This is a genomic window from Collinsella sp. AF33-16, assembly GCF_003475325.1.
Lineage (GTDB): Bacteria > Actinomycetota > Coriobacteriia > Coriobacteriales > Coriobacteriaceae > Collinsella.
This window is the reverse complement of the sequence record NZ_QRQC01000002.1, coordinates 57,478-72,034: the sequence shown is the minus strand read 5'-3', so window position 1 is coordinate 72,034 and position 14,557 is coordinate 57,478. Positions and strand designations below refer to the sequence as shown.

Annotated in this window: 14 protein-coding genes; 1 reads left to right on the top strand and 13 read right to left on the bottom strand. The window is 58.5% G+C overall.

Translation table 11 applies throughout. The features are described 5' to 3' along the window. Nucleotide 1: 1 nt before the first annotated feature. Genes mltG through alaS form a run of 3 tightly spaced genes read right to left on the bottom strand, consistent with a single transcriptional unit; the run spans nt 2 to nt 4,475 of the window. Nucleotides 2–1,387 (bottom strand): endolytic transglycosylase MltG, encoded by a 1,386-nt coding sequence (mltG, locus tag DWZ52_RS01375; protein ID WP_233547228.1) that lies wholly within the window; start codon nt 1,385–1,387, stop codon nt 2–4. Beyond that, nucleotides 1,380–1,808, bottom strand: coding sequence for a Holliday junction resolvase RuvX (gene ruvX, locus DWZ52_RS01370; RefSeq protein ID WP_117806180.1), 429 nt, complete (start codon nt 1,806–1,808; stop codon nt 1,380–1,382). Before ruvX ends, mltG begins: the two co-directional genes overlap by 8 nt. A gap of 9 nt (nt 1,809–1,817) precedes the next feature. Then, on the bottom strand, nt 1,818–4,475 hold the full coding sequence (alaS, locus tag DWZ52_RS01365) for an alanine--tRNA ligase (RefSeq protein ID WP_118334417.1): 2,658 nt from the start codon (nt 4,473–4,475) through the stop codon (nt 1,818–1,820). A gap of 196 nt (nt 4,476–4,671) precedes the next feature. Here alaS and DWZ52_RS01360 point away from each other — a divergent pair, with 196 nt between their 5' ends. Beyond that, entirely contained in the window at nt 4,672–4,911 is a 240-nt protein-coding gene (locus tag DWZ52_RS01360) for a hypothetical protein (RefSeq protein WP_089571736.1), read from the top strand. Between the two features lie 6 nt (nt 4,912–4,917). Here the strand turns inward: DWZ52_RS01360 and DWZ52_RS01355 are convergent, their stop codons facing one another. The 10 genes from DWZ52_RS01355 to lspA all read right to left on the bottom strand — a co-directional run bounded on the left by DWZ52_RS01355 (nt 4,918) and on the right by lspA (nt 14,289). After that, nucleotides 4,918–6,330 (bottom strand): AI-2E family transporter, encoded by a 1,413-nt coding sequence (locus DWZ52_RS01355; protein ID WP_118384713.1) that lies wholly within the window; start codon nt 6,328–6,330, stop codon nt 4,918–4,920. Further along, on the bottom strand, nt 6,327–7,118 hold the full coding sequence (locus DWZ52_RS01350) for an RNA polymerase sigma factor SigF (protein WP_117635146.1): 792 nt from the start codon (nt 7,116–7,118) through the stop codon (nt 6,327–6,329). Before DWZ52_RS01350 ends, DWZ52_RS01355 begins: the two co-directional genes overlap by 4 nt. Nucleotide 7,119: 1 nt before the next feature. Next, complete coding sequence (locus DWZ52_RS01345; protein WP_117736300.1) at nt 7,120–7,497, bottom strand: ATP-binding protein; 378 nt, start codon at nt 7,495–7,497, stop codon at nt 7,120–7,122. Next, on the bottom strand, nt 7,490–8,077 hold the full coding sequence (locus tag DWZ52_RS01340; RefSeq protein ID WP_118384712.1) for a hypothetical protein: 588 nt from the start codon (nt 8,075–8,077) through the stop codon (nt 7,490–7,492). The genes DWZ52_RS01345 and DWZ52_RS01340 overlap by 8 nt, the downstream gene beginning before the upstream one ends. A gap of 100 nt (nt 8,078–8,177) precedes the next feature. Further along, complete coding sequence (locus DWZ52_RS01335) at nt 8,178–9,527, bottom strand: replication-associated recombination protein A (RefSeq protein WP_199570618.1); 1,350 nt, start codon at nt 9,525–9,527, stop codon at nt 8,178–8,180. Nucleotides 9,528–9,587: 60 nt separating this feature from the next. Continuing rightward, a complete protein-coding gene (locus tag DWZ52_RS01330) occupies nt 9,588–10,835 on the bottom strand; it encodes a deoxyguanosinetriphosphate triphosphohydrolase family protein (RefSeq protein WP_117757600.1) in 1,248 nt (415 codons plus the stop codon). A gap of 31 nt (nt 10,836–10,866) precedes the next feature. Next, nucleotides 10,867–11,289 carry a prepilin peptidase gene (locus tag DWZ52_RS01325; RefSeq protein WP_118384711.1) on the bottom strand — a complete coding sequence of 141 codons (423 nt, stop codon included), beginning with the start codon at nt 11,287–11,289 and terminating at the stop codon, nt 10,867–10,869. Nucleotides 11,290–11,370: 81 nt separating this feature from the next. Further along, on the bottom strand, nt 11,371–12,666 hold the full coding sequence (locus tag DWZ52_RS01320) for a glycosyltransferase family 2 protein (protein WP_022094595.1): 1,296 nt from the start codon (nt 12,664–12,666) through the stop codon (nt 11,371–11,373). A gap of 82 nt (nt 12,667–12,748) precedes the next feature. Then, a complete protein-coding gene (locus DWZ52_RS01315) occupies nt 12,749–13,762 on the bottom strand; it encodes an RluA family pseudouridine synthase (protein ID WP_118384710.1) in 1,014 nt (337 codons plus the stop codon). Further along, on the bottom strand, nt 13,762–14,289 hold the full coding sequence (gene lspA / locus DWZ52_RS01310; protein ID WP_233547227.1) for a signal peptidase II: 528 nt from the start codon (nt 14,287–14,289) through the stop codon (nt 13,762–13,764). Before lspA ends, DWZ52_RS01315 begins: the two co-directional genes overlap by 1 nt. Nucleotides 14,290–14,557: the final 268 nt, after the last annotated feature.

Sequence of the window (14,557 nt, the reverse complement as noted above, 5' to 3'; positions counted from 1 at the left end):
ATCAATTCCAAGACTGTTGGTGCTCTTCGTAGGTCTTCGAGAAATACTCCTCGTCCTGTGTAATGTAGAAATACAGGTCATCGGAGTCGGTCGGCTCAAGGGTGGTCTTGAGCGCCTCGAGCGACGGAGAGCAGATGGGCGTGGGCGGCAGGCCCTCGTGCTTATAGGTGTTATACGGGCTATCGCTCTGCAGGTCGTCGGCGGTAACCTCACCGCCGGTGACATACATCATGGTCGCATCGCTGTTGAGATAACGCAGACCGTCGAGCTTGCCGGCAAGGCGGTTGTAGAAAACCGAGGCCACATGCGCACGTTGGTCGGCGTTGAGGCCCTCGCGCTCGACGATCGAGGCAAGGTTAACGATGTCGTAGTCGGACATCTCCACACCGTAGCGCTCCTTGATCTTGGCTTCGCAGCTCGCAAAGTCAAGCGACTTGTACTCGGTCTTAAACTGATCGAGCATAGCGCGAATCACGCCATCGGCCGTCGGCGAATCGCCCAGCGAATAGGTCTTGGGGAACAAGAAGCCCTCGAGCGAATCATTGGCCGCGCCCCTAAGGAAGCTATAGTCGTCCACGTAGTTGGAGGCCTTGGCCTGGTTGAGGAAGTCTTCCTTAGAGATGCTGTTGTAGGCCTGGGCCACACGGTCGGCGACTTGATCGACCGTCAAGCCCTCGGGAATCGTCAGCGCATTGGAGCCAGCGTTGGGGCCTTCCATGAGTTGCTGAACCACCTTAGTCGCGTCCATGAGCGTGGTGAACGAATAAGTACCAGGCTTGAGCGACATATCGGCGTTGAGCTTTTTCACCGCCGCATAGTAATCCTTGGGATTTTCGACGATATGGTTCTCAGAGAGAATCGAGGCGATCGTATCGCCCGAAGCACCGTCAGGAATGGTCACCGTAACCTGCTGACCAGCCGTGACCTTCGAATCCTCACCGACAAAGAAGCCCTTGACGGCCGGCACGACAAAGAAAACGATCGCGACAAGCGCTAGCACGGCGGCGACGACGCCGATAATCATAGGCACCGGGGAGCTTTTCTTTTGGGCACCGCGACGAGCATGCGTGTTGTAGCTCGATCGCGTGGCCGGAGCAACGCCGTGCGAACCGCGAGCGTGATGCGAATGCGATTGGGGGGCCTGTGCTCGCTGGGTAGGTGCCTGCTGCTTAAAGCGGGTACCGCCTGCAGGCTGGGCCGTACGAGCAGTGGGCTGTCGAACCGTCCGCTGAGCAGGTTGAGCCAAACGAGAGGAGGACTGCACCGGGCGCGCGGCAGGCTGAGCTGCGCGCTGCGTCGGCTGTGCCGGACGCTGGCCAGGCTGGGCAGGGCGCGGCACAGGCTGACGTGTACGAATCGGCTGGCGCGGATCGGAAGCGCTAGGCATGCGAGACCTCCTCGTTTTTACGATCAAGCCATGTCTGCAAAAACAGGCTGGCGGCGATCATGTCAATCTTGCCTCTCATCTGTTTTTCGTTGAGGCCCTGCTCGCGCAGGATGCGTTTGGCCTCTTGCGAGGACAAGCGCTCGTCCTCAAACTCCAGCGGAAGTTCGAGCTTGTCGGCAATCTTTTGGGCCACGGCGGCAACGCGCTCGGCCTGGGGGCCGGGCTCACCGGCCATGGTCAAGGGACGTCCGCTTACCAGGATATCGGGCTCATAGTCCTCGACCAGGTAGCGAAACGTCTTGGCCATACCGGTGACCTCGGCAGCCGGAAGCACCTTGACAGGCATCGCCATCTTGCCATCACGGCTCGAGACGGCAATACCGATCCTGGTCTCCCCTATGTCCAGCGCGAGCGCGACCACAGCGACTTCTTAGGCGCCGAGCGCGGTCTTAGCGGCCGCGAGGGCATCGGCAATACCGGCGGCGTTCTTGCCACCGGCCTGGGCCATGTTGGGACGGCCGCCACCGCGACCATCGACCAGGCCCGCGATCTGCTTGATCACGTTGCCGGCGTGGAAACCGGCCTTCACGGCGTCATCGGAACCGGCGGCGAGCAGCGCAGGCGTGCCCTTCTCGGTCACGCTGGCGACGACGCAGGCGACAGGGCCGGCGACCTTCTGGTGCACGGTATCCCAGACGTTGCGCAGGTCAGCAGCCTCAAGGCCCTGGAGCTCAGCGACAACGAGCTTGTAACCGTTCAGCTCGACAGCGCCGTCGATGGCGCCGGAAATGGCATCGGAGGAGCCACCGGTCAGAGCCTTCTTGAGCTTATTGGACGTCTCGCGCAGGTCGGCCTGCAGGTTCTCCACGCGAGCGGGAACCTCGTCCGCGCGGCACTTGAGCGCAGCGGCAGCGGCGTCAACAAGTGCCAGGCGGTCGGCCATGTAATCGAGAGCGCCCTTAGAGGTCACGGCCTCGATACGACGGACGTTCGAGCCCGTAGAGGACTCGGAAATGATCTTGAACAGGCCGATCTCGGCGGTATTGGCGGCATGGGTGCCACCGCAGAGCTCGCGGGAGAACGGCTGGTCCTCGGCGCCCACGGAAACGACGCGGACGACGTCGCCGTACTTCTCGCCAAACAGGGCAACAGCACCGGCGGCCTTGGCCTCATCGATGCCCATAACGCGGGTCACAACCGGCTTGGAAGCGAAGATCTGCTGGTTGACCAGGTCCTCGACAGCCTTGAGCTGCTCGGAAGACAGAGCCTCGAAGTGCGTGAAGTCAAAGCGCAGGTGCTCGGGCGTCACCAGCGAGCCGGCCTGGGAGACATGCTCGCCCAGAACCTGCTTAAGCGCAGCGTCGAGAAGGTGGGTGGCGGTGTGATTGCGGCGCAGGAAGCCACGGCGCTCGGCGTCGAGCGCGGCGGTCACGGTAGCACCGACGGTCAGCGTGCCCTCGGCAACGTGCGCGACGTGAGCATACAGGCCGTTGTGGTTCTTGGTGTCGGCAACGGCCAGAACAACGCCCTCGGCGGAAAGCTTGCCGGCATCGCCCTGCTGGCCACCCATCTCGGCATAGAACGGGGTGCGGTCGAGCACGACCTCAACATCCTCGCCGGCAGCAGCGGACTCGACGGACTCGCCGTTGCGCACGATGGCGACAACCTTGGCGCCCTCGATGGCGTCGTTGTCATAGCCGTCGAACTCGGTCGCGGCAACCTTGTCGGAAAGCTCGACCCACACGTCGTTAAAGCTACCCCAGGCATCGCCCTTAGCGTTGGCGCGGGCACGGGCCTTCTGGTCCTCCATGCAAGCGGTAAAGCCATCCATGTCGACGTCGTGACCGGCGGTGCCGGCGATCTCGACAGTCAGGTCAATGGGGAAACCAAAGGTGTCGTGAAGCTTAAAGGCAACATCGCCCGGAAGGACAGCGCCGTCGGCGAGCGCGGCCAGGGCCTCGTCCAGGTAAACGCGGCCGTTGTCGAGCGTCGTTGAGAAACGCTCCTCCTCGGAGGCGACGATGCCCTTAACGAGCGCGACGTTCTTGAGCAGCTCGGGATAAGCCTCGCCCATCTGAGCGTTGACCTCGTCGATAAACTTGGTCAGGAAGGCGCCCTCGATGCCCAGCAGACGACCGTGGAACACGGCACGACGGAGCAGGCGGCGCAGGACGTACTCGCGACCCTCGTTACCGGGCAGGATGCCGTCGGAGATCATAAAGTCGACGGCACGGGAGTGGTCGGCGATGATGCGCAGGGAGCGGCTGGCACCGGAGTAATCGTCGGCGTCATAGGTCTTGCCGCTGATCTTCTCACCGAGCTTGATGAGGTGCTGCATCAGATCGCCGTCGTAGTTAGCGGTCTTGTGCTGCATGATAGCGGCCATGCGCTCCAGACCCATGCCCGTATCGAGGTTGCGGTGCGGCAGCTCCGGCATGGAGCCGTCCTCCTGGCGGTCGTACTGGGTAAACACGAGGTTCCAGAACTCAAGGAAGCGGTCGCAGTCGCAGCCAGGCTTGCAGTCGGGGCTGCCGCAACCGACCTCCTCGCCCATGTCAAAGTAGATCTCGGAGCACGGACCGCAGGGGCCGGTGGGGCCAGCGGCCCAGAAGTTGTCGTCCTCGCCCAGGCGGGAGATGTGATCCTCGGCAACGCCCAGAGAGCGCCACACGTCGTGGGTCTCGTCGTCTTCGGTAAAGACGGTGAAGTACAGGCGGTCGAGCGGCAGCTTGAACTCCTTGGTGATGAGCTCAAAGGCCCAAGCGCAGGCCTGCTGCTTGGAGACGCCGCCAAAGGAGAAGTCGCCGAGCATCTCAAAGAAGGACAGGTGACGGCCGTCCTCACCGATGCAGTCGATGTCGTTGGTGCGGACACACTTCTGGCAGGAGATCGCGCCGATCTCTTTCATGGTCTTCTTGCCCTGGTAGTACTCCTTAAACTGGTTCATGCCGGCGTTGGCAAGCAGCAGCGAAGGATCGTCGGGGACGAGGGACGAAGAAGGATAGAGCTTAAGACCGCGCTCCTCAAAGAAGTTGAGGAACTTGGAGCGAATCTCGGCCGTAGTCATTGACGGGTAGTCAGCACTCATAGAGGGAATCTCCTCGGTTTCACATCGAAACAGTCAAACGTAACGATATTACCATCCCACCGCGCCTGTGCAAAAAAGAGGGCCGCCAAACAGCGACCCTCCAGCGAAAGTGCACGTTATTTAGGTCTGTCAAATACTTTGAAAAAAAATGATTTCGGTAAAATTTCATATAAGAATCGTCCGGAAGGAGCGATCGATGAATAGCAAACGGTTTGTCGTGAATGCACTGACCTCAGTAGCCCTTTTAGCAATCTTCGCTTACTCGAGCTGGTATGTGAACCAGCCGAGATTTGGCTACGCATTGTACGCAGTAACATCTGGCGATAAAGCGTATTACACCCTAAGCGCAATTGACGCCATCTTTTTCTATGTGGCTGGCCCCTTATCAATCGCTTTGATCGCGTTTATTGTTATTTACAACATCAAGAAACGCTAACAGGGCCTATTTGGAATCCGAATCGTCCATGGAGCCGTCGATGCCGGTTTTGGTGTCGTCGTCCGTATTGGAATCGTCATCCTTGGCGAAGGGGTTCTTGAAAAAGCCTGTCGCGTCGGGCTGCAGGCCTGAGAGCTTAATCCAGGGATTATCGAGCTCGGGCTTGGGCATTGCCTGGGCCTCGGGCGCGGTCTCGTTGCCGATAAGCTCGGACTCATAGATGAACGTATCGTCTCCGAGCGCGTCGTAGGCGGCGACCGGGTTACCCTCGGTATCGCGATACGGAGTGCCCTTAAACACGGCGCCGTCGTATGCCACGAGCTGACGGCCGGTCTCGTTCTCAAAGTAGTAGACGAAGATGCCCTTGAGGGCCGCGCACAGCGGAATGGCGATAACCATGCCGATGGGACCCATGAGTGCCGAACCGATAACGAGGGCCGTCAGGCTCATAACGGGATGCACCTGCACCGAGCTCTGCATGACCTTAGGCGAAATGACATTATCGGTGACATTTTGAGCCACCATGGTCACGACAAGCGTCCATAACGCCAGCATAGGGCTGAACATAAAGCCGAGCACCGTGGCGATCGCCGCACTCACCCAGGGACCGACAACCGGAACCAGGTGCATAATGCCGGTAAAGATAGCCATGAGTGCTGCATACGGATGGCCGATGATCGTAAAACCAATAAAGGCAAGAAAACCGCCACAGATCGATGTGATGACCATGCCACGCATGTAGCCGCCGACCGAACGCGAAAGGATGGCCACCATAAAGCGGTACGAGGTCTCCTTTTCCTGCCCGATGATGGTGCAGACCTCGTGGTGCATGCGGGGATAATCGCAGGCAAGCCAGTAGGCAAGCACCAGACCCAGGAAGATGACGAACAGCTGCGAGGCCGTGTTGGTAATGAGCGGAAACACACCGCGGCCGAGCTCAGCAGCGATTTGCGAGACGTACTTGGACGCTACGGTAACCAACGAAGAAAGATTGTCGTCCAGATACTCCTTGAGCGGCGTGTTGTTGAGCGTCTTAGCGTGCGAGAGCATCTCGTTGAGATCACCACCCGCAACACGAAGCTGCTCGGGCAGGCGGCTCAGGACTTCCATGATTTGACCGAGCAAAATAGGCGATAGGATGCAGACGACGCCGACGAGCACGGCAACAACCACAATGAGCGCGATGAGCGAACCGAGGCCACGTCCGACGCCGTGATGCTCGAGCCAGTTGGTGATCGGAGACATCACAAAAGCGATGATGGAACCGACAGAGAGAAACTCGATGACCGGTGCCAGGATGCCCATAAGGTTAAAGATGACGGCAGCGATGACAATGCAGCCGACGACGCCCCAAATACGCAGCGTCAGAATGCGGGTATCGCGAAGCGTGCGGTCGATTTGTTGGGGGTGCTCACTCATGAACGAACCATCACTCCGTCGGGGTCAATCTTATCTTGAATCTTCTTAAGCGTGCGGCGCAGCAGACGCGAAACCTGCACCTGCGAGATGCCCAGCTTCTTGGCAATCTCGATCTGGGTCATGCCCTTCACAAAACGCAGCTCGATAACCTCGCGCTCGCGCGGCGAGAAATCGCGGATAGCTTCCTCGATTACCAGGCGGTCATCGGTAAAGTCGAGCTCGTTGTCGTCGTCGGCATAGCGATCGAGAATCGAAGGCGCATCATCGGAATCGGACGCACCGGGAGCCTCGATGGGCACCGAGGTGTAGGCCGAGGACGATTCCATGGCTTCGAGCACCTCGTCGACGGTTACGCCAAGGTAATCGGCGATTTCCTCAACCTTGGGCGAACGCTGAAGCTCGTTGGTGAGCTTGTCGGTGGCCTGGTTAACCTTGGCAGAGAGCTCCTGCAGACGACGCGGCACGCGCACACTCCAGCCCTTGTCGCGGAAGTGGCGCTTAATCTCGCCCAAGATGGTGGGCGTGGCAAACGTCGTGAACTCGAGTCCGCGCTCGGGATCAAAGCGGTCGATTGCCTTGAGCAAGCCCAAGTACCCGACCTGCAAAAGGTCATCGAGCGGCTCGCCGCGGTTCTTGAATTTGTTGGCAAGAAACCTTACCAGGTTCATATGGGACATGACGAGCTGCTCGCGAGCATCCGGATCACCGGTCTCCTTATAACGACGAAACAGCTCGCGGGTTTTCTCCTTGTCCCAAGCGGTCTTGCCGCTCCGGGAGCGTTCGGTCATATTAGATATCCGCCTTGAGGTCGAGGGAAAGCGTTAGGGGCGCTGTAGTCTTTTCGTAGGAGTCGCACACACTCGCCAAAATGAGCTCGGCATACACGGCGGCCTGGTCATCCTCATCGACAGTCGCCTGGTCGCCAAAGGTAAAGGTCATGCCCACATGCGATTCGTCGACATCGAATTTGATCGAGATATCGTCGGAATCAACAGCCGTGCAGCCAAAGATGAAGGCTTCTTCGGCAGCCATACGAATGTCCTCGATGCGATCGACGGACATAGAGCACAGGGCGCCGACGTTGGCGGCCGTCATGCGCACCAAGCGCGCGAGACGCGGATCACCAGCAACGCTCAGCGTAATGGGGCAGGTTGCTTCGCTACTCATCGCAGGACTCCTCGGAGGTCTCGGCAGGCGTATAGGTGTAATACTGAGCAGGCTTAGCAGCGGGCTTCTGAACATCATCGTCGTCACCAGCGGCATCGTCATCGCCAATCAGAACGCGCTCAGTGGGCTGCTCGGCCTCGGCAGCGGCAGCGGCGAGCTTGCGATCGGCGTCGGCTGCAGGAGCCTTCACCTTATTGAAGAGCTTCTGCACGGCGCCAGCAGCAGAATCAGTCACGCTCGATACGGCATTGCTGGCCTCGGCCACGCTGCCCGTGACCTCGGAAATGTCGCGAACGACCGCCTCAACCTCAACGAGGTTAGACGTCAGAGCATCAACGGCAGTCTTGCTCGACTTGAGGAGCGGCTCCATCTGGGCAAGTGCCGGCGTAAGCTCGTCAACGGCGCCATCAAGCTTTGCCACCACGGGCTGCGCCTCGGCAATCGTATTGTTGAGGTCGGTTACCGTCTTGTCGAGCGAGTCGACAACGGTGCGGGTTTTGCGCAGGGTGAGCGCAAGCTCAACGATAGCCCACACGCCGGCAACGGCAAGCAGCAGCAAGGCGATTTGAATGGGACTCATACAAGCCTCCCAAAGGAATCGAAATACAAACGCTTTCCATGGTACCCCAAAGGGGACCGAACATGCCAAGAGCAGCAACGTGGGACAAAATTATCAGCAGCTACTTCGGTGCATTCCCGCTGCGGTCGCGTTCGCTTTGCTCTACGCGCCATTCTTCCCAACCGCGGCCGGCAGGCTGCCAAAATGCACCGCGTTCTAAGCCTTCGGGCAAATAGCGCTGGTCGACCCAGCCTTCGGGATAATCGTGCGGATACTTATACACACCGTATTCATCGCTGCCCGGGCGATGGCGATCGCGTAGATAACTCGGCACCTCGCGAAGCCCACTAGAGTGGATATCGGCCAGCGCCGCATCGATCGAAGCCTCGCACGCGTTGGATTTAGGCGCCAAGCACACATAGAGTGCAGCCTGAGCCAGGTTAATGCGGCACTCGGGATAGCCAATGACCTCGGCAGACTTAAACGCGGCATGTGCCACCAAAAGTGCCTGCGGATCGGCATTGCCAACATCCTCAGAAGCCTGAATCATAATGCGACGGGCGATAAACTTAGGATCCTCCCCCGCGTCAATCATGCGCGCGAGCCAATAGATCGTGGCATCGGGGTCGCTGCCGCGCATGGACTTGATGAACGCACTGATAATGTCATAGTGCATGTCGCCGTTTTTGTCATACGAAAAACCGCGGCGCGGGTTGGCAATCTTCACGTCATCGACGGTGATGGGATAACGCTCCCCCGCCGCCGGCGCTGGCGTCCCTTCGGTATCGGGACGCGTGACGGCAATCTCGCTCGCCAGCTCGAGCGTCGTCAGGGCAGAGCGCGCATCACCCGCGGCCAGCGTGCAGATGGTCTTGACCGTATCATCATCGGCAGAAAACTTTCCGTTCAAGCCCTGTGGTGCCTCGAGCGCACGCTCAATAAGCGTGGCGATATCCTCATCCTTCAGATGTTCAAGCTCCACCACGCGTCCGCGCGACAACAGTGCCGAATTGACCTCGAAGTACGGGTTCTCCGTCGTAGCGCCAATCATAATGACGGTACGGTTCTCAACTGCATGCAGCAGGGCATCCTGCTGCGACTTAGAGAAGCGGTGAATCTCATCGATGAATAGAATGGTGCGGCGGTCGTAGGTGTTCAGACGGGTCTTAGCCTCATCGATTACGCGGCGCAGGTCCTTCACAGTGCCCGTCACGGCGCTGACCTCGACAAACTCGCTCTTGGTATGGTTGGCGATAATGTGGGCCAGCGTCGTCTTGCCCGTGCCAGCCGGGCCGTACAGAATCACGCTCGACAGCACGTCATGCTCAATCGCGGCGCGCAGCCACGAGCCCTTACCGACGGCCTTTTGCTGGCCCACATACTCGTCGAGCGAATTGGGGCGCATACGCACCGCAAGCGGCGCATTTTTAAAGGAGCGCTCGCGCGTCGAAGCAGAAAAAAGGTCGTCCATAGCCATCCCGTGCATTAATCAAAATCGTTGTTGACCAACAGTATACCGAAAGGATACGAACTACCGTTCGTTAATATAGGTGCGGTGCGGAAACTTTAGACCTGGGAACAATTTGCTCGTCAGCTCGCAGAAATAACCATCCGTCATGCTTGCGATGTAATCGACGACGGCCTGATCCTTGTCGTCCTGCCAGGCATACGTGCGATCGTAGTAGGAAAGCTGCTGCTCAATGCGCGAAACATGATGCTTAAAGATGTAAGAGAACTCGTCGCCTTTATTTAGATCCTGCAGGCAACGGTCGTAGAGCTTTTCGAAGGCCTCACGCAACTCTGCCTCAGAATCGCCTTCGATACCGCCCTTGCTATAGATCTTCTCGTAGTTCTCGCGCTTCGCCCGGCGGATCTCCTCAAACAGGTCCTCGCTCATCTCGATACGCGGTTTGCCGTAGCTATGCTCAACGATATCGATAGAAGCGTGCGTGAGGATCCAGCTGTTGTAAGCCCCGCCCAGGCCATCGTCAAAAGCGTCGGGTGACAACAGGCCCGCCGCGATGGCGTCTTGGCGATCGCGCCCAACGTAGGCGAGGATATCCGAGATACGCACCACACAGCCCTCGAGGGTCATGGGGCGCAGGTGCTCGATCGCGCCATAGCCCGTGGCAATGCAGTCCTCGACGGTACGGTCGAACTGGTCAAACGACGCCATGTCCGAGAGTTCAAAGACACGCTGCTCGTACTCGCCGTTATGGCACAGCACGCCGTCGAGCGTCTGGAGCGACACGTTGCGGCCGTACAGCGCGTCGAGCACGCGGACGGACTGCACGTTATGGAAAAAATAACGACCCGTACGCTCGTGATAGATATCGTTGAGGAAACGCTCGCCGGCATGGCCAAAGGGCGTGTGGCCCAAATCGTGGCCCAGGCCAATCGCCTCGATCAAATCGCAGTTGAGGCCCAGGGCACGGCCGATATCGCGGGCAATGCGCGAGACGAGCTGCACATGAAGGCCGCGCCGCGACAGGTCGTCGTTGCTGCGAAAGCTAAAGACCTGCGTTTTGCCTGCATAACGCGTGTACGCAGGAAGATGAAGAATCTTTTCGGTATCGCGCATAAACGCCGGACGCATAAGCGTGCCTTTGTCGGCAGCGCGATCTATACGACGAATGACCTGGTCGTCGCAGCATCGATAAGGATTAACGACACCCGAGGCGCGGTCGGCGGCGATACGCTCGACCAGCTCGGGCAACAACGCCGCGGGAATGCGGTCCATGCGCGCCTTAATGACGGCCGTTTCTTGATTAGTTGCCATGGCATGCTCCTTAAAAAGGATGCGCAATCGGTTACAATGTCCAGCCCACGACCTCGATTATGGCAAATATCGGCACCAAAAACGGGAGCAAAGGCAGGGAGCGCGATTTTGTAAAGAGGCAGGAGAGGGCCAGGACCAGGAGCGCGACGGCAAATGCCACGATGCCGCCCAGAGGGTCGAGCGTGCAAAGCGCGAAGAGTGCCTTAGCATCTCCCATGCCGATGCCCGGGGTTTGGCGAAGTCGACGCCAGAGCGACTCAGTCAGCACAAGGGAAAGATACACGATGACAGCAAAACCGGCGTGATCAAGCGCGGTGTTCAAACCGAGGTCGAGCCAAACACCCGCCAACGCCGCCACGGCACATGCGCCGGCAAGCCCATTGGGAAACCGCCGCTCGCGGGCATCAATTGCCACGCCGGCAAAGATGCAAATCCAAAACGGGATATAGACCATCGAATACCTCCTTGGGCAGTCACTCAAAAGCAAAAACCACCACAAAGATGCCTGTCCCCTTTGCGGTGGTTTTGGTCGTGGTTATTTGGCGCCTTGCATGACCTCGTCAAGGGTAACGTTGACGGCGTGCTGCGTCGGCACCCAGTCGACCTTCAGGAACAGCGCGGCCACCGTGATGGGGATATAGCTGAACATAAAGATCGGGAAGGTAAACAGGTTAGTCACCAGACGCCACTTTTGCGCGCAGTGAATGTGCTTGTACTCAAAGATAGTCGTGAGCAGCGCCAGGATAAAGAAGGTCTGATACATCATGGCGAAGGTCATAATGAGCGAAGCAGCGCACGCCTGCATCTCGACTTCGGTAGCCAAGAAACCATGCGAAAGGCCACCCACAATCAAGAACGTCGCATTAGCGAGCATCGAGATCAGCGATAGCAGCATACCCGGGGCGATCGTCATAAACATGTCATAGGCGGCAAAGCGATGGTAGCGGAAGGTCGATTTGACCAAGTGCTTACCGTAGGTAAAGAATACCTGGTAGAAGCCCTTAGTCCAACGCATACGCTGCTTCCAGGAAGCCTTAAACGTCACGGGCTGTTCGTCAAAGAACTCCGCCGGCGCATAGCCAATACGAATGCCGTGAATGGCGCAGAACGTGGTGAACTGAATATCCTCGGTCAGCGTATGGAACTGCCAGCCGTGCATGCCCTCAATAACACTGGCGGAGATGAGGTAGCCCGAACCCGAGACGGCGCAAGACGTCTTACAGATATTGCGCGCGTTGTTGAGAAAGCGCGCCTCGCGCAGGTACCAAGTGGCGTTAGCTGCCGAGATCCACGAGCTGCCAAAGTTCTTGGAGTTGCGATAGCTCGTGACCACATGGAAGCCCTGGTCAAAGGCGTCATTCATCTTGGAGACGTAATCGCGGGAGATAACGTTATCGGCATCGAAGATAAAGTAGCCCTCAAACGTGTCGGGATACTCGTTGAGAATGCGGTCAAAACCAAAGTCCATGACCCAGCTCTTACCCTTGCGGGCCAGGTCGTTGCGCTCATAAACGATGGCGCCCGCTTCGCGCGCGAGCTGCGCCGTGTTGTCGGTGCAGGCATCGGCGACCACGAAGACCTCGATAAGCTCGGACGGATAATCCTGGTCCTTGATGGAGCGAACGAGGTTGGCAATCACGGCCTCCTCATTATGCGCCGCGATAAAGAAAGCATAGCGATGGAGTTTTTTGGCCTTGGGAGGCGCGACCTCGCCACGAAGAGCGCCAATGACAAAGAAGACCACCTGGTACAGAAAGCAGACCGTGAGCAGCGTGACGACAATCTGATTGAAGATCACGATGGGTGTGTTGGTTTGTAAAAAGGCGAGCATGCAGGCTCCCAGCAACGCGTTACGTAAACAATCGTATATCTTACCGCAGGCTTACCGAGTTCAAGAAACCACCTAATACCGGCTAGACTTCGAGAAGACCGAGCTGCGGAACGATTTCGTCGCCGGCAGCGGTGCGGCCAAGCGAGCGCGGGGCCAGGTCGTCAAGAACCGCGGCAAGATCCCACGGTAGCTCGTCGCGGCACTCAATGCGCTCCCCTGTCACGGGATGGTCGAATGCGACGCGCCAGGAATGAAGGAATTGCCTGGTCAGCCCCTGATCGGCGCGTGCATCGCACTTGCCGTAGAGAGGATCGCCCACGCAGGCGTGGTTGATATGGCGCATATGCACGCGAATCTGATGTGTGCGGCCCGTAAACAGGTGGCACTCGACGAGCGTGTAGCCGTCGTCAAAACGCGTGGAATCGAAGCGCTCAAGGACCTTAAAGGTCGTAATGGCCTGGCGCGCGAAAGGATCGTCCGAAACTGCCATCTTGACACGGTCACGCGTAGAACGGGCAATGCCGGTGTTAATGGTGCCCTCATCCATAGCGATATGACCGTGAACAAGCGTAATGTAGCGGCGGTCGAGCGTGCGCGTGCGGATAAGATTTTGGAGCGCGCGCTGGGTGTCGTCGTCCTTGGCAGCAAGCATGAGACCCGAGGTATCGCGATCCAAACGATGCACGATACCGGGGCGGTCCTCGCCCTGCACGGTGCCCAGATGGTCGATACCGCAGTGATAGACCAGGGCGTTCGCAAGCGTGCCGCTCTCGTGGCCATGGGCGGGATGGCATACCAGGCCGCGCTGCTTGGAGAGCACAATAAGATAGTCGTCCTCATAGCGGATATCGAGGGGAATGGCCTCGGGAATCACGCCGGACGGATCGTGCGGCTCGGGCAGGTCGACCGAGATGCGGTCACCGGCGCGTACGGCATACTTTTTTGACAGACAGGTCTCGCCGTTCACAATTACGGCGCCGCCCTCGATCAGATGCGCGCAAGCGGAGCGCGTGGGACAGCCATCGTTGGCGCCCAGATAGGCGTCAAGACGCTGGCCGGCGGCATCGTCGGCAACAAGGATATGGATGTCGGCCATTAGCGCTCATTCCTTTCGCGAATCTTGCGAGCACGCTCCCCACGTTGTTTAGCCTTGCGCTTGGCGCGGGCCTCGTCACGGGCGTTAAGCTCGGCGGTCGCATCGACTTCGCGAGCGGCGGGACTCAAGAACATGTAACCGATGAGGGCAAGCACGACGCCTACACTGATGCCGATATCGGCCACATTGAAGACGGGAAAGTCGATGAAGGTGGTGGCAATAAAATCGGTCACGAAGCCAAAGGTCAAACGATCGATAGCGTTGCCAATGGCGCCGCCCGCGACCATAGCCATGCCCACCACCTCCAAGCGAGCAAGCTGGGGCGCGCGAAGCAAGTACACGACAATAGCGATAATGACCGCAAACGCCAGCACGGCAAACGCGATGCCATGCCCCTCGCCCATGCTAAAGGCAGCACCGATATTGCGGACAAACATAAAGTCGATGACACCGGGGATGACGGTCACATGCAAAGCGTCGCCCACGGCACGAACCGCAAGCTTGGTCAGCTGGTCAAGAAGCAGCACAACCAGCGCCACCCCACCAGCAACACCCAACCGCCAACGCAAAGGCGGCGTCATATCCCCAGCACGACCCAAATCAATCCCCTAGCCTCAAGAACATCGAATTCCGTTTAACGCAATTAACCATCTTATATTGCCACACGCAGAGCGCACGACATATTCGCTAACGCCAGATAAATAACCAGCATAAAAAGAAAGCGGCATTCCGAAAAACAGAATGCCGCTTTTATTCAGCGGAGCAAATGGGCCGAAGGCGTCCAAATTCTCCCAA

Excerpts from the sequence above, each read along its gene's own strand:
- DWZ52_RS01325 (WP_118384711.1), bottom strand. The coding sequence starts at position 11,289 with ATGGTCTATATCCCGTTTTGGATTTGCATCTTTGCCGGCGTGGCAATT.
- DWZ52_RS01350 (WP_117635146.1), bottom strand. The coding sequence starts at position 7,118 with ATGACCGAACGCTCCCGGAGCGGCAAGACCGCTTGGGACAAGGAGAAA.
- DWZ52_RS01320 (WP_022094595.1), bottom strand. The coding sequence starts at position 12,666 with ATGCTCGCCTTTTTACAAACCAACACACCCATCGTGATCTTCAATCAG.
- DWZ52_RS01315 (WP_118384710.1), bottom strand. The coding sequence starts at position 13,762 with ATGGCCGACATCCATATCCTTGTTGCCGACGATGCCGCCGGCCAGCGT.
- DWZ52_RS01335 (WP_199570618.1), bottom strand. The coding sequence starts at position 9,527 with ATGGACGACCTTTTTTCTGCTTCGACGCGCGAGCGCTCCTTTAAAAAT.
- DWZ52_RS01340 (WP_118384712.1), bottom strand. The coding sequence starts at position 8,077 with ATGAGTCCCATTCAAATCGCCTTGCTGCTGCTTGCCGTTGCCGGCGTG.
- DWZ52_RS01360 (WP_089571736.1), top strand. The coding sequence starts at position 4,672 with ATGAATAGCAAACGGTTTGTCGTGAATGCACTGACCTCAGTAGCCCTT.
- DWZ52_RS01345 (WP_117736300.1), bottom strand. The coding sequence starts at position 7,497 with ATGAGTAGCGAAGCAACCTGCCCCATTACGCTGAGCGTTGCTGGTGAT.
- DWZ52_RS01330 (WP_117757600.1), bottom strand. The coding sequence starts at position 10,835 with ATGGCAACTAATCAAGAAACGGCCGTCATTAAGGCGCGCATGGACCGC.
- DWZ52_RS01355 (WP_118384713.1), bottom strand. The coding sequence starts at position 6,330 with ATGAGTGAGCACCCCCAACAAATCGACCGCACGCTTCGCGATACCCGC.
- mltG (WP_233547228.1), bottom strand. The coding sequence starts at position 1,387 with ATGCCTAGCGCTTCCGATCCGCGCCAGCCGATTCGTACACGTCAGCCT.
- alaS (WP_118334417.1), bottom strand. The coding sequence starts at position 4,475 with ATGAGTGCTGACTACCCGTCAATGACTACGGCCGAGATTCGCTCCAAG.